Here is a 17540-nt window from a genome sequence, read left to right as displayed (position 1 = left end):
ACATAACAATGGCATGACCATATGTCATTGCGATTACAATGTTGTGATCCTTTCCGAGCGCCTTGAAGCTGGCATTGGCGCGGCGTGACATGGCACTGTCATGCTGCCGTGCAACATAATCCTCCTGCACGTCTCGTATGGATCGTTCCTGAACCAGTGGGTGAGAAGCTTGGAAATCGCCGATGTCGTGAAGCGCGCCTATGCGATGCCGCTGACCAATCCGTCTTTCCCGCCCGGGCCATATCGTTTCTTCGACCGCGAATACATCATCATCACCTATCGCACGACGCGCGAGGCGCTCGAAGCCGTGGTGCCGGCGCCGCTGGAGATCGACGAGCCGTTGGTCAAGTATGAATTCATCCGCATGCCTGATTCAACCGGCTTCGGCGACTACACCGAGACCGGCCAGGTCATCCCGGTGAAGTATAAGGGCCAGCATGGCGGCTACGTCCATTCGATGTATCTCGACGACGACGCGCCGATCGCTGGCGGCCGCGAGCTCTGGGGTTTCCCCAAGAAGCTGGCCAACCCCAAGATCGTCCATGAAGGCGAGGTGATCGTCGGTACGCTGCACTATGGCAGCGTTCTGTGCGCCACCGGCACGATGGGCTACAAGCACCGGGAAGCCGACCACGATTCCGTGCTCGCAGCGCTCGCCGCTCCCAATTTCCTGATCAAGATCATCCCGCATGTCGACGGCACGCCGCGCATCTGCGAACTGGTGCGCTATTACCTTACCGACATCACGCTGAAGGAAGCCTGGACGGCGCCGGCGGCGCTTGATCTCAGGCCCCATGTGATGGCCGACGTGGGGAAGCTGCCGGTGCTCGACATCGTCTCCGCCGTCCACTTCAAAGCCGACCTGACGCTTGGCTTGGGCGAGGTCGTGCACGACTATCTCAGCGAGCACAGCCGGCTCACAACCAGCACAACCCAGCCGGAGAAAATTCGTGCTTGAGCGCAACCGAAACAAGGAAGCAGCCGCCACGATCGCGGAGATCTCGGCGCAGTACGACCGCATCGCCCTGGTCTTCCAGGGTGGCGGCGCGCTCGGCGCCTATCAGGCCGGCGTTTACCAGGCGCTGGCCGATGCCGGCTGCGAGCCGAGCTGGCTGTCCGGCGTCTCGATCGGCGCGATCAACGCCTCGATCATCGCCGGCAATGAGCCGAGCCGCCGCCTGCAGCGGCTGGAAGAGTTCTGGCAGACCATCTCGGGCCGCAAGATCTGGTCCTATACGCCTGAAGGCGACATCTACCGCGACATCCGCAACCGCACCTCGTCGTGGATGACGATGGCCATGGGCCAGCCCGGCTTCTTCAAGCCGCGCAATCCCAATCCCTGGTTCGAGCCGCAAGGCGCGGAGGGTGCGACCAGCTTTTACGACACGGCCGAGCTGAAGGACACGCTCGAGAGCCTGATCGACTTCGATATCCTCAACGACGGCAAGAAGCGGCTGAGCGTTGGCGCGGTCAATGTCCGCACCGGCAATTTCGTCTATTTCGATACCGAGAAGGTGCGCATCGGACCCGAGCACATCATGGCCAGCGGCGCGCTGCCGCCGGCCTTTCCGTCGGTCCGCATCGAAGGCGAATATTACTGGGACGGCGGCATCGTCTCCAACACACCGCTGCAGTATCTGCTCGACCAGGACGAAGACCGTTCTTCCCTCGTGTTCCAGGTCGACCTGTTCAGCGCCCGTGGCGTCCTGCCGCGCAGCATGCCGGACGTGCTGTCGCGCCACAAGGACATCATGTATTCCAGCCGCACGCGCCAGAACACCGACAATTTCAAGCGCATCCATAGCCTGAAGATGCGGCTGCTCGATGCGCTCAAGCGCGTGCCGAAGGAGCAGCTGACGCCGGCGGAAGAAGCGCTGATCGCCGACTATTCCGATGCCGGCATCGTCAACATCGTGCACCTCATCTACCAGCACAAAGGCTATGAGGGGCATGCCAAGGACTATGAATTCTCCGGCACTTCGATGCGCGAGCATTGGGAGACAGGCCTGGAAGACACGCAGCGCACCTTGCGCCATCGCAAATGGCTGACGATGCCGACCAATGTCGATGGCGTTGCCATCCACGATCTGCACCGCGAGGATCCGACTTAAGGTCAGGCAAGGAATATCGAAGGACCCTGTCCATACCAGGCACCGTCGAGTTCCTTCACACCCCCCTCTGTCCTGCCGGACATCTCCCCCGCAAAGGGGGGAGATCGGATGTCTCGCCTGCTTTCGCTAATTACCAGCGTTGAAAGATTGGTGCTGACGGTCAAGCTGCCAATCTCCCCCCTTGCGGGGGAGATGTCCGGCAGGACAGAGGGGGGTGCTGTCCCGCTAGCGCTCCAAATAGCTCACAAAGAAAAAGGCAGCGCCGGCGACCGGCGCTGCCTTTTGTTTGAGAGTTCTTGCGCCCCGCTCAGAACACCTGGCGGAAGATGATGAACAGCACGAAGGCGAGCGTGATCGAGCATGGCAGGGTCAGCACCCAGGCCAGCAGCAGGTTGCGCACTGTCGACCATTGCAGGCCCGAGCCGTTGGCGGCCATCGTTCCGGCGACGCCCGACGACAGCACATGGGTTGTCGACACCGGCAGACCGAGCCGGTCTGCCATGCCGATGGTCACCATGGCGACGAGCTCTGCCGCCGCACCCTGGCCATAGGTCAGGTGGCTCTTGCCGATCTTCTCGCCGACGGTCACGACGATGCGTTTCCAGCCGACCATGGTGCCGAGGCCAAGCGCCAGGGCCACGGCGACCTTCACCCAGATCGGGATGAACTTCGTCGCGTTGTCGACGGCCTTGTGATAGTCAGTCACCGCCTTGAGATCGGCGGCCTCCATTGGCAGCAACTGCTTCTTGTCGATCAGCTTGAGCGCCTCGCCGATCAGGTAGATGTCGTTACGGGCATTGCTGACCAGATCGGTCGGCACCGTTTCGACGGATGGATACGGCCCCAGCGAAGCGGTCGTGTTGTGGATGTAGGTCTGCAGCGCGACTGTCGTCTGATCGCTCCAGGTCCTCGTGCGCACGGCATCTTGGACGGTCGCCTTTGCGGCCTTCGCATCGGCAATGGTGACACCGGGCTTGACGTATTTGCCCAACGCGGTCTCGACGCTGACCGAAGCCGACTTGTAGGCTTCGAGATAGTTGATGTCGGGCGTACGGTTGAGCGCATAGGCCGTCGGCACGACGCCGATCAGGATCAGCATGATCAGGCCCATGCCTTTCTGGCCGTCATTCGAGCCATGCGCGAAGCTGACCCCGGTGCAGGTGAAGATCAGCAGGGCTCGGATCCACCAGGGTGGCGGAGCGTTGCCCTTCGGAGCTTCGTAGAGCGCCGGATTGCGCACCAGAAGCTTCATTGCATAGAGCAGGATGGCGGCAGCGAAGAAGCCGATGATCGGCGACACCAGCAAGGTCACACCGACATTGGTCGCCTGCGACCAGTCGACGCCGCTGGTGGCGCTGCCGGCCGCCATGAACTGGTTGGCGAGGCCGACGCCGATGATCGAGCCGACCATCGTGTGCGAACTCGACGCCGGCAGGCCGAGGAACCAGGTGCCGAGATTCCACAGGATGGCAGCGACCAGCAGCGCGAACACCATGGCAAAGCCGGAGGAGGAGCCGACCTGCAGGATCAGCTCGACCGGCAGCAGCGACAGGATGCCGAAGGCGACCGCGCCGCTGGAGGTGAGAACGCCAAGGAAATTGAAGGCGCCGGACCACATGACGGCGAATTCGGCCGGCAGGGAGCGCGTGTAGATGACGGTCGCCACCGCATTGGCGGTGTCGTGGAAACCGTTGACGAATTCGAAGCCGAGCGCGATCAGCAAGGCGATGCCGAGCAGGATCCACGGCACGGTCTTGGCCACCGCCAGATCCTGGCTCAACGCGTAACCGACATAGACCACGCCGACCAGAACCAGCACGCCGAAGGCCGGCAGGAACCACTTGGCGCTGCCCGAACTATCCAGCGGATGATCCGGTCTCGGAATGCCCGCCTCACTGGAAATTATGTCCACCATGTCCCACTCCTATTGCATTGCAGCAAAGAACTGAGAAAGACGCTATGTCCGGTCGATGAACCCTGTGTGACGACGACAGCCGGCTTTAATGCATGTCGCCCAAAGGTGACTTCGGGTTTGGATGAACTACGCGCCGGTCGACGCGACGTACTTTTAGGTCTTCGACGCTGCTACAGCGGACCAGGGCTTGTCTTCAGGATCGCCGAGAACAGCGGATCGAAGGCGCGGCTGATCGGCGCCGCGGCCGCGCCGAGCGCGATCGACCAAGGGTCGGTGGTGCCGAGTTGCAGGCGCGGCAGGTTCCGGCCCGGCCGGTCGGCGATCGACGGCAGCAGCGGATGCATCGCCTCGACAAGCCGGCGCGCCAGCGCTTCCGGCGCGCCGCTGGTCAGGATCACGGTCTGCGGATCGAAGATCGTTTCGATGAGATGCACGCTCCAGCGCAGATCATGCGCCGCCCCATCGATCCAGGCCATCATCCCGGGATTCTCGGCCAGCACCAGGGCGTTCATCTGTTCGTAGATGTCGCTGTCGGCCGGGTTGAGGCCGAGATGCTGGTACAGCGAGGCCAGCGACGCGCGGTGCTCGAGCGGCGTCGAACCGGGGCCGGCCGGCGCCAGCAGCGCCATGCCGATTTCGCCGGCATTGCCGTGGCCGCCGCTGTAGAGTTCGCCATTGAGGATCAGCCCGGCGCCGATGCCGTAGCCGACATAAAGGCAGACCGCGTGATCGACTCCATGCGCGGCGCCGACGATGCGCTCCGCCGTGGCGCAGGCGGCGGCATCGTTCTGCAGGCCGACATTCAGTCCCGTGCCTTTGGCCAGCGTCTCCAGCAATGGAAATTTTTGCCAGGCCGGCATCATCCATTTGTCGTCCGAATCCTTCAGTCCGAAAGGTCCGGGCATGGCAACGCCGAGACCGACCAGCCGTTTTTCCGACTGGGCCGAAATGCTGGCCAGGTCGCGACGGACACCAGCGATCAGCTCAAGGATGATCTCGACGCCCGTCGACGGCTCATCGAAAGGCAGGTTCGCCTCGGCCCGCGCCAGCACGCTGCCCATCAGGTCGACGGCGACCGCCCGTGTCAGGTGACGGTCGATATGCAGGCCGATGGCGAAGGCGCCTTCGGGCACCAGCCTGTACGGCGTCGAGGGTTGCCCCCTGCCCTTGCGTACCGCATCGAGCGCGACAACCAGGCCATCGCTTTCGAGATCCTCGATAATGTTGGAAACGGCTTGCTTGGTGAGCTGCGTCGCCCGCGCCAGGTCGGCACGCGACAGCGCGCCATTGAGACGCAACGCCTCGATCATGACCCGGCGGTTGTGCGCGCTGGTGCCTTCCTGATTGGTGCCGCTTTTGGCGCGGATCGGGCTGATGTCGTCCACCGGCGTTTCCCCTCTTGACTCCATTAGAATATTGATCGACTAATTAAGTCAAGCGAGTTGACTTAATGCAAACCGAATGACCCAGAATAAGATGGCAAAGGCTCCCAGCCTGTCGCCACTGGTCAGCCGGGTAACCATCAGGTCACGCGACATGGATCCGGGAAGGCGATGCGAAATATCGGCATCGCCGGCCCATCAACGCCGGAAATGGGAGAAGTAGATGCTTAAGACAATCACCAAAACACTGGTCGGCGCGGTCTTCGCGGGAGGACTGCTCGTCCCCCACGCCTTCGCCGAAACGACGCTCAACGCGCTCTTCATGGCGCAGGCTGCCTACAGCGAGGCCGATGTCCGCGCCATGACGGATGCCTTCACCAAGGCCAACCCGGACGTCAAGGTCAATCTCGAATTCGTTCCCTATGAAGGCCTGCACGACAAGACCGTGCTCGCGCAAGGCTCGGGCGGCGGCTACGACGTCGTGCTGTTCGACGTCATCTGGCCGGCCGAATACGCCACCAACAAGGTGTTGGTCGACGTCTCGTCGAAGATCACCGACGACATGAAGAAGGGCGTGCTGCCCGGCGCCTGGACCACGGTCCAGTATGACGGCAAGTACTACGGCATGCCCTGGATCCTCGACACCAAATACCTGTTCTACAACAAGGAAATCCTGGAAAAGGCCGGCATCAAGGCGCCGCCGAAGACTTGGGAAGAGCTCGGCGCACAGGCCAAGATCATCCAGGACAAGGGCCTGCTGAAGACGCCGATCGCCTGGAGCTGGTCGCAGGCCGAAGCGGCGATCTGCGACTACGCCACATTGGTCAGCGCCTATGGCGGCGACTTCCTCAAGGACGGCAAGCCGGACTTCCAGAATGGCGGCGGCCTCTCGGCGCTGAAATACATGGTCGACAGCTACAAATCCGGCCTCACCAACCCGAATTCCAAGGAATTCCTGGAAGAGGACGTGCGCAAGGTCTTTGAGAACGGCGACGCCGCCTTCGCGCTGAACTGGACCTACATGTACAATATGGCCAACGATCCGAAGGACTCGAAGGTCGTGGGCAAGGTCGGCGTCGTGCCGGCGCCGGGCGTCACGGGCATCAGCGACGTGTCGGCCGTCAACGGCTCGATGGGCCTCGGCGTCACCGCGGTCTCGAAGCATCCGGACGAAGCCTGGAAATACATCGCCTTCATGACCTCGCAGGCGACGCAGAACCAATATGCCAAGCTCTCGCTGCCGATCTGGGCCTCGTCCTATGACGACCCGGCGGTCACCAAGGGCCAGGAAGAGCTGATCGCCGCCGCCAAGCTCGGTCTGGCCGCCATGTATCCGCGTCCGACCACGCCGAAATACCAGGAGCTGTCGACCGCGCTGCAGCAGGCGATCCAGGAATCGCTGCTCGGCCAGTCCTCGCCTGAGGATGCCCTGAACACGGCCGCCAAGAACAGCGGCCTCTGAGGCATTGTTCTCCGATTACGGGCGGCCCAGTGCCGCCCGTGCTATGTCCGAAATCACCATGAATGAAGAGAGGCTGCTCCGATGTCGAGCACCTGGATGACGACCCGCGCGTGGCTGCTGATGCTGCCGCTGCTCGTGGTCATGGTCGCCGTCATCGGCTGGCCGTTAGTCGATACGGTCAACCTGTCCTTCACCGACGCCAGGCTGGTCGGCACCAGCGGTAATTACGTCGGCTTCGACAATTACACCAACATGCTGTCGAGCCCGAATTTCTCGCGCACGCTGGTCACCACGACGCTGTTCGCGGTGATTTCGGTTGCCGCCGAAATGGTGATCGGCGTTCTCGCGGCCCTGCTGCTCAATCAGCAGTTCCACGGCCGCGCCGTCCTGCGCGCCTTGATGATATTGCCATGGGCGCTGCCGACCGTGGTCAACGCCACGCTGTGGCGGCTGATCTACAATCCCGAATATGGCGCCCTGAACGCCGCCTTGACGCAACTGCATCTCATCGACGCCTACCGCTCCTGGCTGGGTGAGCCGGGGACTGCGCTGGCGGCGCTGATCGTCGCCGACTGCTGGAAGAATTTCCCGCTGGTGGCACTGATTGCGCTCGCCGCCTTGCAGGCGGTGCCGCGCGATATCACCGCCGCTTCGCTCGTCGATGGTGCGGGACCTTTCAACCGTTTCCGCTTCGTCATCCTGCCCTATCTTGCCGGCCCGCTGATGGTGGCGCTGGTGCTGCGCACCATCGAGGCCTTCAAGGTCTTCGACATCATCTGGGTAATGACCCGCGGCGGCCCGGCCAACAGCACACGCACGCTGTCGATCCTCGTCTACCAGGAAGCCTTCTCCTTCCAGCGCGCCGGCTCCGGCGCGTCGCTGGCGCTGATCGTCACCTTGCTCGTCACCGTACTCGCCGTCGCCTATGCGGCACTGGTGAGGAAGACCGCCGGGAGTGCCGCCTGATGGAACGCAGGAGCCCCGCCTTCACCATCTTCATCTATGCCTGCGCGCTGCTGCTGGCCGCCATCATCCTGGCGCCCATCGCCTGGCTGTTCATCATGAGCATTTCACCGGCCGCCGATCTCGCCGCCAAGCCGCTGCGCTGGTGGCCGCAGGTTGCGGACTTCTCGCGCTACCAGACATTGCTGTCGACAGCCGAAAACAGCGCCGGCGCTGCCTTCACCTCGTCGCTGCGCAACAGCCTGGAGATATCAGGCATGGCGACGCTGGCGGCACTCGCTCTGGCCATCCCCGCCGGCTGGGCGGTCTCGCGCACACCGGCGATCGGCTGGTCGCTGTCGATGGTCATCGCCACCTACATGCTGCCGCCGGTGGCGCTCGCCGTGCCGCTTTATATGGGCCTGTCGCATCTCGGCTTGCTCAACAATGTCTTCGGCCTGGCGTTGGTCTATCTGACCATACTGGCGCCCTTCACCACCTGGTTGATGAAGTCCGGCTTTGACTCCATCCCGCGCGAGATCGAGGCGGCGGCGATGATCGACGGCGCCGGCCTGTTCCAGACGCTGCGCATCATCACGCTGCCACTGGCCGCACCAGTGATGGCGACATCGGCGCTGTTTGCCGTGCTGCTCGCCTGGGACGAATTCTTCTATGCGCTGCTGTTCACCTCCGACCAGCGCGCCAAGACCTTGACCGTCGCCATTGCCGATTTGGCCGGCGGCCGTGTGTCCGACTACGGGCTGATCGCCACCGCAGGCGTGCTCGCCGCTTTGCCGCCGGTGCTGATCGGCTTGGTCATGCAGCGCGCGCTGATTTCGGGCCTGACCAGCGGCGGTGTGAAAGGATGACGATGACTGCAACAAAAGTTCGACCGGCGGGGCTGCTCGCCATCGACCGCGAAATGGCGCGCCAGCATGCCGATGCGCGTGCTTCGTTCGAGAACAACGCTGCCATGGCGGTTGAAGTCGCGGCCTCGATCAGGAAGACCGGCCGTCTGCTGCTGCTCGGCATGGGTGGCTCGCATGCGGTCGGGCGCGCCATCGAGCCGTTTTACCGTGCCCTCGGCATCGATGCGCTGGCGCTGCCGCTCTCCGAACAGCTCGGCCAGCCGGTGCCGCTGAACGGCAAGACGGTACTCGTTACCTCCCAGTCGGGCGAGAGCGCCGAGGTCGTCCGGTGGTTTGCGGAGGCCGGCAGCGCTGCCGATGTCTTCGGCCTGACGCTCGAAGGCGGCTCGTTCCTGGCGCGCACAGCGCCTTGCCTGATCGGCGCCGGCGGCACCGAACTGGCCTTCGCCGCCACCCGCAGCCTGACCGTGACCTTCGCCTTGCACCTGGCCATCCTGGCCGCGCTGGGCGAAGACCCGAACGCAGCACTTGAGGCACTGGATCAACCACAGGACAACGACATCACACAGGCACTCGCGGCACTGGAGAAGGTCTCGACCATCGTCACCTCCGGCCGCCGCCTGCAAGGCGTTGCCGAAGCGCTGGCGCTTGGTCTTACCGAACTGTCGCGGCTGCCCTGCTTTTCGCTCGAGGGCGGCCAGTTGCGGCATGGGCCGATGGAGATGCTCGGCCAAAAGATCGGCGTCATCCTGTTTCGCGGCAACGACCCCACGGCGGAACTGGTGACCGCCATGGCCACCTCCGTCGTCGAGGCGGGCGCACCCCTCGTCATCTTCGACGCGTCAGGGCAATCGCCCGTCGCCGGTGCCATCACGCTATCGTTTAAGCCGGCTTCGGGTCTCGCCGCCGTCTTCGCCATGCTGCCGGTGGCGCAGCGCCTGATGATCGCCTTCGCCGACAGCCGTGTCGACAATGCCGGCACGCCTGTGCGCTCCACCAAGATCACCAGGAGCGAGTGATGCGTCCGCTTGCTGTGATCGGCAACGTCAATGTCGACCTGATCGTCGGTCCCGTCGAGCCATGGCCGAAGGCGGGCACGGAAACCGTCGTCGACCATGATGAATTGCGCGTTGGTGGACAGGCCGGCAACACCGGACTTGCCTGGCAGGCGCTGGGCGTCGATTTCGAGATCGCGGCCAATGTCGGCGACGACCAGTTCGGCCATTGGCTGCGCGAGGCTTTTGGCCATCGCGCCGATACCTGGCCGGTCCGACCCGAAGGCACGACACTGTCCGTGGGCATGACCCACCCGGATGGCGAACGCACCTTCTTCACCACGCGCGGGCACCTGCCGCGCTTCAACCTCGCCGACGTCTTGTCGGTTCTCGACGGCAGCGCGCTCTCCAGCGGTTACGCGCTGTTGTGCGGCTCTTTCCTGACCGAGGATCTCACCCGCAACTATGATGCCTTCTTCGACTGGGCGGACAGCCACGGCATTGCCGTGGCACTCGACACCGGCTGGCCGATCGATGGCTGGACCGAGGCCAACTGCGCATCGACGCGCTCTTGGCTTTCACGTTGCGCGTTGGCGCTGTTCAACGAAGTCGAGACGGTGACCCTGGCGGGAATGCCAAGCCCGGAGGAGGCCGCGCGCGCGATCCGCTCCAGCATGCGGCAAGGCGCGACCTTCGTCGTCAAGCGCGGCCCGCGCGGCGCTATCGCCATCGGTCCGGACGGAGCGCTTGTCGAAGCCGTGGCGCCCGATGTCCGCGTCGTCGACACGATCGGCGCCGGCGATGTCTTCAATGCGGCCTTCCTGGCCGCTCTGGCGCAGGACCAGACGCTGACGGCCTCGCTGAATACCGCGACGCAGGTGGCGTCGCGCGCCATTTCCACTCTGCCCCGCAACTATGGCGGGCCGATGCAGTTCGAGGGATCCATGCATGAGCGCGCTTGAAATCCGCAACGTCCGCAAGAACTACGGCAGCGTCGAAACGCTGAAAGGCATCGACATCGCGCTGCAGAGCGGCGAGTTCCTGGTGCTGCTCGGCTCGTCCGGCTGCGGAAAATCGACGCTGCTCAACATCATCGCCGGCTTGGCCGAAGCGACGAGCGGCGATGTGCTGATCGGCGGCCGCTCGATCCTTGGCGTCCATCCCAAGAACCGCGACATCGCCATGGTCTTCCAGTCCTACGCGCTCTATCCGAACCTGACCGTGCGCCGCAACATCGGCTTCGGGCTGGAGATGCGCGGCGTCGCCGCCGACGAGCGCGAAAAGGCGGTGAACGAGGCGGCAAGATTGCTGCAGATCGAGGCCTTGCTCGACCGCAAGCCGAGCCAGCTTTCCGGCGGCCAGCGTCAGCGCGTCGCCATCGGCAGGGCGCTGGTGCGCAAGCCGCAGGTTTTTCTCTTCGACGAGCCTTTGTCCAATCTCGACGCCAAGCTGCGCCTGGAAATGCGCACCGAGTTGAAACGGCTGCACCAGATGCTGCAGACCACCGTCGTCTATGTCACCCACGACCAGATCGAGGCGATGACGCTGGCGACACGCATCGCTGTGATGCGCGACGGCAGGATCGAGCAGCTTGGCACGCCCGAGGAGATCTACAACGACCCGGCGACGCTCTATGTCGCCGGCTTTGTCGGTGCGCCGTCGATGAACATGCTGCAGGCGGTGATCGCTGAGGGAAAGCTGGCCATTGCCGAGTCCGATGTGCGGATCCCTCTGCCGGCACGCTATGCGAACGCGGCGAGCGAAGGCGCTCCGGTGGTCGTCGGTATCAGGCCGGAAGCGCTTCGCGTCGCGACCGGCGCCGCGACGGATTTGTCACTGCCCGTGGAGATCGAGGTTGTCGAACTGACCGGCCCCGAACTGGTCACCACGGCCCGGATCGGCACGCAGCGGCTGACGGCCTGCCTGCCGCCAAGGTCTCGGGTCGCCAAGGGCGAAAAGCACAGCCTCACCTTCGATGAGACAGCACTTCGCTTGTTCGACCCCTCGACAGGCAAAGCCCTGTCGGCAGCGGCCGCGCCGCGTTAAGATCCGGAGGGATATTCGGCATGGACAGGGACCCTTCGGCTACCACCCGATATGTATGCCGTCGAATGTCTGGAATGAGCCGCTATCCCCAAGCGTTGCGTTGTCGATGACCGTGCGCAGGCCCCGCGCACTGTCCTCGACCGCCAGCACCGCCTGATCGCCGCCCATATCGGTCTTCACCCAGCCCGGATGCAGCGACAACACATTTATCCCGTCGACGCGCAAATCCTGCGCCAGCTGGGCGCAGACCATGTTGAGCGCTGCCTTCGAGCAGCGATAGGCATAGTCGTCGTCATAGTCATCGAGCAGCCCTTCCGCCATCGAGCCGGCGCGGCTGCCGATATTGGCGATGGTCCGCATACGCCCCGCGACCAGGTTCGGTTGCAGCGCCCTCGCCAGCAACAGCGGGCCGAGCGTGTTCGTCGCCATGAGCTTCAGGAATTCATCCGGGGCGAAACTGTGCAGGCCTGGGATGTCGCTGCGGATGGCGGCGTTGTTGACGAGCACATCCAGCGGCCTGCCGGCGAGACGCACGGCAAGGTCGGAGATGGAAGCCGGATCGGCGACATCGAGCGGCTGGAACTCGATTCCATCTTCGAAACCTTGCACTGGCAGCGTTCGCCCGCACGCGATCACGTGCCAGCCATGCTGGGCGTATTGCCGTGCCAGCTCGCGGCCGAGCCCGCGCCCGGCGCCCGTTATGAGGACCGTGCGGCCGCCTTGCCCGTCTCCCACCAACTCAGGCGCTCTTGGCGACCGGCACGGTCTCCTGCCGTGCAATCATGGAGTAGACCTCGCCGGAATATTTGATGCGGCGCTGCTGCGTGGCGAAATCGACATGGGTGATGCCGAAGGGCGTCGTATAGCCATACGCCCATTCGAAATTGTCGGTCAGTGTCCAGGCGAAATAGCCGCACACCGGCACGCCCTCGGCTGCCGCCTTGGCCACCTGCTCGAGATGGTCGACATAATAGGCGGCACGCAAATCATCCCAGACATGCCCGTCTTCGCCAACCTTTTCCGGCGTCGTGGCGACGCCGTTCTCGGAAATGTAGATCGCCGGCGGCGCATAGCGATCGTTCACATAGTGCAGGATGTCGTACATGCAACGCGGCCAGATTTCGTAATCGACAGCGGAATAGATGCCTTCCGGTTGCACCCGTCGATAGCTGAGCGGCGCGAGTTCGTCACCAGCGGCGATCACCGAGCGGCGGTAGATGTTGATGCCCAGATAGTCCACCGGCGCGGCGATGATCTCGTTGTCCTGCGCACGGATCGGCGGCAACAGATCGCCGTAGAGCGCCAGCATGTCCTGCGGGTATGCGCCCTTGAAGACGGCATCGAGAAACCAGCGGTTCTGGGCGCCGTCGAAACGCCGTGTCGCCGCGATATCGCGCGGATCGTCGGTGGCAGCTTCCGCCACATTGAGATCGAAAACGACGCCAACCGAGGCGTCGGCCACCTCGGCCCGGATGACGGGAACAGCCAGGCCATGCCCCAGCAAGGCATGATGGCTGGCGGCCACACCGCCTTTCACGCCGTCCCGCAATCCCGGCGCGTCCTCGCCGGTCGCATGTCCTGACCAGCAGAAGGTCCAGGGCTCGTTGAGCGTCGTCCATTTCTTGACGCGATCGCCGAAACTGCGGGCGGCAAGCCCGGCATAGTCGGCAAAGGCGGTGGCGGTTTCGCGGTTGTACCAGCCGCCACGGTCTTGCAGCGCCTGCGGTAGATCCCAGTGGTAGAGCGTTGCATAGGGCTCGATGCCGGCTTCAAGCAGGTCGTCGATCAGCCGGTCGTAAAAGGCGATGCCTCTGGCGTTGGCTTCGCCCCGACCCTCGGCAAGAAGTCGCGTCCATGCCAGAGAGAAACGATAGGCACCAAGGCCGAGCGCCTTGAGCACGGCGATATCCTCCTTCCAGCGATGATAGTGGTCGCAGGCGACATCGCCGCTGGAGCCGTCGATGATCACACCGGGAACGCGGCAGAACCGGTCCCAGATGCTTTCGCCTTTGCCATCCGCGTCAGGCGCGCCCTCGATCTGATAGGCCGCGGTCGCGGCGCCGAACACGAAGCCTTGCGGAAAGGCCAGCCCGCAGGCGCGGGCGTTGAGGGTCCGGCGTGCATTATCGATGCTTGATGTCATATTTTCTCTCGATGGTGCTGACGAGGCTTGCCGCGGCCAGCGTCAGGAAAATGTAGAAGATGGCGGCTGAGTTGTAGGGCGCGAACGGCAGGAAACTTGCCGACTGGAATTCCCGCATACGCTGCGTGATGTCGCGGATCGACAGGATCGAAAGCAGCGACGTGTCCTTGAGGATGGCGATCAGTTCGTTGCCGAGCGGCGGGATGATGATGCGGAAGGCCTGCGGCAGCACGACCAGCCGGGCGGTACGCCAACCATTGAGGCCGAGGCTGTGTGCCGCCTCGATCTGACCCGCGGGAATGGCATTGATGCCGGAGCGGAATATCTCGGCGAGATAGGCCGAATAGGCGAGCGCCATGGCGACGATGCCGCGCACCAGGTTCGGCGGATCGACCACGCCCTGCGTCGCATCCTTGAGCGCGCCGGCGAGCGGCAGGCCGACATAGAGAACGATAACCAGCATCGGAATGCCACGGATCGTGTCGACGATGAATTCCGACCCGATCGAGAGTGGATGTCTGCGGTGGATATGGCCGCCGAAGGTCAGCAGGCCAAGCACGATCGCCAGCACCGCGAGCGTGATGCCGAACGCCTTGTCGCGATCGTTCAGCGCCTCCGTTTGCCACAGCACGGGCAGCCTGCCCGGCGCTGTTGCGACCGGCACAAGCGCTGCACTGACATCGGGGATCTTGCCGATCGCATCGATCGCTTCCGGTGGGCCACGAAAGGTTCGCAGCGGCACATCGGTATCGGGGCCACCGGGAAATTGCCCGTAGCGGACGGCGCCGAGGATCCCGGATGGCGTGCCGGTTGTGACCGCGACCTTGCCGGCGAGAGACCCCACGAGCACATAACTGTCGCGCGGCTGAAGCAGGAACCATGCTGCGGCACAGATCATGAGGATGGTTGCCGCGATGCAGGTCAGGTCTGCCCGCCAGCTGTATTTGAGCTTGAGCAGCCCAACCCAGAGCAGTCCCATCATTGCCGCCAGCAGGTAGGCCGCGACGGCCGCGCGGATCGTCGTCGCAACACCCGCCGCGAATGCGATATGCGCGAAAAGCAGGATGAAGACCAGCCCGGCGCCGTTCACCGCCGCAAGCGCAAGGCGGGTAAAACGGTGCATCACGTTGCCGGTCCCGTTACGGGCGGTGATGAAGAACGCGCCGAGCATCACGACCGTGAGGCCGAGATATACGCGCAACACGAGTGTGGCCTCGCCGCTCACCATGATGTCGGCGGCATCCGTCAATCGGCGCGGCGTGACGCCCTGAACCACCAGATCGGAGGTGAACGGATCGACAGCGTTCGCCACGACCGATGCCACAAAGGGATAGACCAGACCGGTTGTCGCCAGCACCACCGCGGCGGCAAGATTGGCCCCGGCGGCAACCGCCGCAAGACGAGGCGACCGCGACGAAGCGCGCGAGAACACGACCACGGCAAGGCCGGCGACAAAGGCGACGGCCAGCGTCAGGAAGCCAGGCACAAAGGCCGAAGAGCCGTTCTCCACGCCGAGGATGGCGCGAAGCGAGCGCTGGTAGTTCACCGACGAAGCAAAGAGATAGACGATGAACGGCAATGCCGCGACGATGATCAGATTGCTCGGTCGCAGGCGCATCAGAAACTGCATCCGGTCCCGTCTCCCTAGTGAATGCTCCGGCGCCAGGCGCCGGAGCGTTCAAGCCGCTATTTTGCGCCCCAGTATTTGGCGATCAGCGCATCGAGGCTGCCATCGGCCTTGATCGCCTTCAGTCCTTCATTGAAAGCGGCGACATTCTCGTCGCCCTTGCGGAAGACCAGCCCCAGCGGATCGGACTGAAGGTTCCTGATCGGCACCACCAGTTCGCCCGCGAATTCCTTTTCATAGGCGGAGGCGTTGGCGCCGTTGATCACAACGCCGTCCACATCCTTGTTCTTCAGCGCGATGACGGAGGCCGCGAAGCTGTCATACGCGACCACATTGTCCTTGCCGACAATGCCTTCGGCGACCTGCGAATCGGTGGTGTTGGCTTGCGCCGAGAGCTTCTTGCCTTTCGCCTTGAAATCATCGATGGACAGGCCCTCGTCTTCCACGCGCATGAGGACAGCTTGGCTGTTGATGATGTAGGGGTCCGAGAAATCCATCGCCTTCTTGCGTTCCTTGGTGATGGAGACGCCGGAGGCGACCAAGTCGAAACTGCCCTGGTCGAGGGCTGCGAAAATGCCGTCCCAGCCGGTGGTGACGAATTCAGCCTTGCAGTTGATCTTGCCGCAGACCGCCTTGATCACATCGACATCGAAACCGACGATCTGGCCGGTCGCCGTGTCGACGCTTTCCATCGGCGGCGAGGTGGTGTCGGAACCCACCTTCAGCACCTTGCCGCCGAGGTCGGCGGCGCCGGCAGTGCCGGCCGTCAACAGCGCCAGCGCAAGTCCGATCAGGATCTTCTTCATGCTCTTCCTCCCATTTGATGATTAGCGGCGGTTGCGTCCGCCGAGATTGTCCGGCTGCCGGCCGATGAGCTCGGGCCTCGAGACCATGGTGAGCTTTGCCGGGTCTTCGCCCGCCATGCGCCGCAGCAGAAACTCGCCGAGCTTGCGGCCGAGGAGTTCGATTGGCTGGTAGAATGTCGTGATCGGCGGGGTGAAGTAGGCGCTGACGTTGATGTCGTCATAGGCGATGACGTCGACATCCACCCCGACCCGCCGCTCAAGGCTGCCCAGCGCCGACAGGACGCCGAGCGTGGTGGATTCGTTGATGCACACCAAAGCCGTCGGTGGGCTGGGCAGGCGAAGAAGCCTGAGCGCGCTGTCACGGCCGAAGCGGGTCGACAGATCGCCGTCGGCCACAAGGTCCATGGATGCGGCAAGCCCCGCCTCGTCAAACGCACGCGAGAATCCGTCGATCCTGTCCAGGGCGTAGGATAGACGGCGATCTGCGTTGATCAGGGCGATACGTCTATGTCCGCCCGCGATCAGCCGCGCCGTGGCGGTGAACGCCGCCCATTCATTGTCGACATCGACATGGGCATAGGTGAGCGGCTTGCGACAGCGGCCGAGCGACACGAATGGAAAATCGCGTTCGACCAGCATGTCGATGCGAGGATCGTCGGCCTGCACGCCGGAAAAGACCAGGCCGTCGGCCGCGCTCTGGTCGACGATGCGCCGCGCCGTGTCGAAGGCGTCGCCGAAATCCCGGAAACCGTGCACGGACAGCTGATAGTCGCTGTTTTCCAGCGACTGGCTTATGCCGCTCAGGATCTGTGTGTATTCAACGCCGTCCCATTCATAGCCGGCCGCGGACGTTATCGGCATCAGCACAGCCGCCCGATAGGTCTTGCCGGTCCTCAGCGCCATGCCTCGGGTGTTCGCCTGATAACCCAGATGCCGCGCGGCGGCGACGATGGCGTCCCTGGTCTGCTGCGCAACCACGGGCGAACCGTGCAGGGCCTTTGAAACAGTAGCGATCGAAAAACCGGTGTGGGCCGCCAATGTCTTGATCGTCGGCGAAAGCACTCGGCCTTCAGATTTCGTGTTCTCTGCCATGGATGGTCGCTATCCCTTAGGTCAACATCCATAGCATCGGATAAAAACGTTTTCAAGAACAATAAAAACGTTTTTATAGCCATCATTCCATACAAGATTGAAACGGCGGCGGGGGCGATGATGCACACATCACCGCCCCGCCGGTCAGGG

At 63.5% G+C, this 17540-nt stretch carries 15 protein-coding genes; 8 read left to right on the top strand and 7 right to left on the bottom strand.

Going from position 1 to position 17540, the window contains the following annotated elements; genetic code table 11:
• Positions 1 to 169: 169 nt before the first annotated feature.
• Entirely contained in the window at positions 170 to 958 is a 789-nt protein-coding gene (locus AC1DX4_RS27325) for an acetoacetate decarboxylase (protein ID WP_477223266.1), read from the top strand.
• Positions 951 to 2111, top strand: a complete 1161-nt coding sequence (locus AC1DX4_RS27320) for a patatin-like phospholipase family protein (protein WP_477223265.1) — start codon at positions 951 to 953, stop codon at positions 2109 to 2111. Before AC1DX4_RS27325 ends, AC1DX4_RS27320 begins: the two co-directional genes overlap by 8 nt.
• 307 nt (positions 2112 to 2418) lie before the next feature.
• On the opposite strand, the gene AC1DX4_RS27315 is transcribed toward AC1DX4_RS27320, so the two are convergent.
• Both AC1DX4_RS27315 and AC1DX4_RS27310 read right to left on the bottom strand, forming a co-directional pair.
• Positions 2419 to 4026, bottom strand: a complete 1608-nt coding sequence (locus tag AC1DX4_RS27315) for an inorganic phosphate transporter (protein WP_477223264.1) — start codon at positions 4024 to 4026, stop codon at positions 2419 to 2421.
• A 170-nt stretch (positions 4027 to 4196) separates the two neighbouring features.
• On the bottom strand, positions 4197 to 5411 hold the full coding sequence (locus tag AC1DX4_RS27310; RefSeq protein ID WP_477223263.1) for an ROK family protein: 1215 nt from the start codon (positions 5409 to 5411) through the stop codon (positions 4197 to 4199).
• 220 nt (positions 5412 to 5631) lie between these two features.
• Between AC1DX4_RS27310 and AC1DX4_RS27305 the strand changes: the two genes are divergently transcribed.
• The 6 genes from AC1DX4_RS27305 to AC1DX4_RS27280 all read left to right on the top strand — a co-directional run bounded on the left by AC1DX4_RS27305 (position 5632) and on the right by AC1DX4_RS27280 (position 11722).
• The gene (locus AC1DX4_RS27305; RefSeq protein WP_477223262.1) at positions 5632 to 6870 is read left to right on the top strand and encodes an extracellular solute-binding protein; all 1239 of its coding nucleotides are present in this window, start codon (positions 5632 to 5634) and stop codon (positions 6868 to 6870) included.
• Positions 6871 to 6951: 81 nt separating this feature from the next.
• Positions 6952 to 7836 carry a carbohydrate ABC transporter permease gene (locus tag AC1DX4_RS27300; RefSeq protein WP_477223261.1) on the top strand — a complete coding sequence of 295 codons (885 nt, stop codon included), beginning with the start codon at positions 6952 to 6954 and terminating at the stop codon, positions 7834 to 7836.
• A complete protein-coding gene (locus AC1DX4_RS27295; protein ID WP_477223260.1) occupies positions 7836 to 8681 on the top strand; it encodes a carbohydrate ABC transporter permease in 846 nt (281 codons plus the stop codon). The genes AC1DX4_RS27300 and AC1DX4_RS27295 overlap by 1 nt, the downstream gene beginning before the upstream one ends.
• Positions 8678 to 9700 (top strand): SIS domain-containing protein, encoded by a 1023-nt coding sequence (locus AC1DX4_RS27290; protein ID WP_477223259.1) that lies wholly within the window; start codon positions 8678 to 8680, stop codon positions 9698 to 9700. Before AC1DX4_RS27295 ends, AC1DX4_RS27290 begins: the two co-directional genes overlap by 4 nt.
• Positions 9700 to 10638, top strand: coding sequence for a PfkB family carbohydrate kinase (locus AC1DX4_RS27285; RefSeq protein WP_477223258.1), 939 nt, complete (start codon positions 9700 to 9702; stop codon positions 10636 to 10638). The genes AC1DX4_RS27290 and AC1DX4_RS27285 overlap by 1 nt, the downstream gene beginning before the upstream one ends.
• Complete coding sequence (locus AC1DX4_RS27280) at positions 10625 to 11722, top strand: ABC transporter ATP-binding protein (protein ID WP_477223257.1); 1098 nt, start codon at positions 10625 to 10627, stop codon at positions 11720 to 11722. Before AC1DX4_RS27285 ends, AC1DX4_RS27280 begins: the two co-directional genes overlap by 14 nt.
• A 39-nt stretch (positions 11723 to 11761) precedes the next feature.
• Here AC1DX4_RS27280 and AC1DX4_RS27275 read toward each other — a convergent pair whose 3' ends face one another.
• The 5 genes from AC1DX4_RS27275 to AC1DX4_RS27255 are packed head-to-tail and all read right to left on the bottom strand — an operon-like array spanning position 11762 to position 17390.
• Complete coding sequence (locus AC1DX4_RS27275) at positions 11762 to 12457, bottom strand: SDR family oxidoreductase (protein ID WP_477223256.1); 696 nt, start codon at positions 12455 to 12457, stop codon at positions 11762 to 11764.
• Positions 12458 to 12461: 4 nt separating this feature from the next.
• On the bottom strand, positions 12462 to 13865 hold the full coding sequence (locus AC1DX4_RS27270) for a GH1 family beta-glucosidase (protein ID WP_477223255.1): 1404 nt from the start codon (positions 13863 to 13865) through the stop codon (positions 12462 to 12464).
• The gene (locus AC1DX4_RS27265; RefSeq protein WP_477223254.1) at positions 13846 to 15495 is read right to left on the bottom strand and encodes an amino acid ABC transporter permease; all 1650 of its coding nucleotides are present in this window, start codon (positions 15493 to 15495) and stop codon (positions 13846 to 13848) included. Before AC1DX4_RS27265 ends, AC1DX4_RS27270 begins: the two co-directional genes overlap by 20 nt.
• Before the next feature lie 56 nt (positions 15496 to 15551).
• Positions 15552 to 16298: a transporter substrate-binding domain-containing protein gene (locus AC1DX4_RS27260; RefSeq protein WP_477223253.1), complete on the bottom strand. Its 747-nt coding sequence runs from the start codon at positions 16296 to 16298 to the stop codon at positions 15552 to 15554.
• 21 nt (positions 16299 to 16319) lie between these two features.
• Positions 16320 to 17390, bottom strand: coding sequence for a LacI family DNA-binding transcriptional regulator (locus AC1DX4_RS27255; protein ID WP_477223252.1), 1071 nt, complete (start codon positions 17388 to 17390; stop codon positions 16320 to 16322).
• Between the last annotated feature and the right edge of the window lie 150 nt (positions 17391 to 17540).

The organism is Mesorhizobium sp. P3_A8, assembly GCF_056402995.1.
This window is presented reverse-complemented; position numbering and strand designations above follow the sequence as displayed.

Coding starts and splice junctions, on each gene's coding strand:
- AC1DX4_RS27315 (WP_477223264.1), bottom strand. CDS start 4,026: ATGGTGGACATAATTTCCAGTGAGGCGGGCATTCCGAGACCGGATCAT.
- AC1DX4_RS27305 (WP_477223262.1), top strand. CDS start 5,632: ATGCTTAAGACAATCACCAAAACACTGGTCGGCGCGGTCTTCGCGGGA.
- AC1DX4_RS27280 (WP_477223257.1), top strand. CDS start 10,625: ATGAGCGCGCTTGAAATCCGCAACGTCCGCAAGAACTACGGCAGCGTC.
- AC1DX4_RS27285 (WP_477223258.1), top strand. CDS start 9,700: ATGCGTCCGCTTGCTGTGATCGGCAACGTCAATGTCGACCTGATCGTC.
- AC1DX4_RS27300 (WP_477223261.1), top strand. CDS start 6,952: ATGTCGAGCACCTGGATGACGACCCGCGCGTGGCTGCTGATGCTGCCG.
- AC1DX4_RS27270 (WP_477223255.1), bottom strand. CDS start 13,865: ATGACATCAAGCATCGATAATGCACGCCGGACCCTCAACGCCCGCGCC.
- AC1DX4_RS27255 (WP_477223252.1), bottom strand. CDS start 17,390: ATGGCAGAGAACACGAAATCTGAAGGCCGAGTGCTTTCGCCGACGATC.
- AC1DX4_RS27295 (WP_477223260.1), top strand. CDS start 7,836: ATGGAACGCAGGAGCCCCGCCTTCACCATCTTCATCTATGCCTGCGCG.
- AC1DX4_RS27260 (WP_477223253.1), bottom strand. CDS start 16,298: ATGAAGAAGATCCTGATCGGACTTGCGCTGGCGCTGTTGACGGCCGGC.
- AC1DX4_RS27265 (WP_477223254.1), bottom strand. CDS start 15,495: ATGCAGTTTCTGATGCGCCTGCGACCGAGCAATCTGATCATCGTCGCG.
- AC1DX4_RS27290 (WP_477223259.1), top strand. CDS start 8,678: ATGACGATGACTGCAACAAAAGTTCGACCGGCGGGGCTGCTCGCCATC.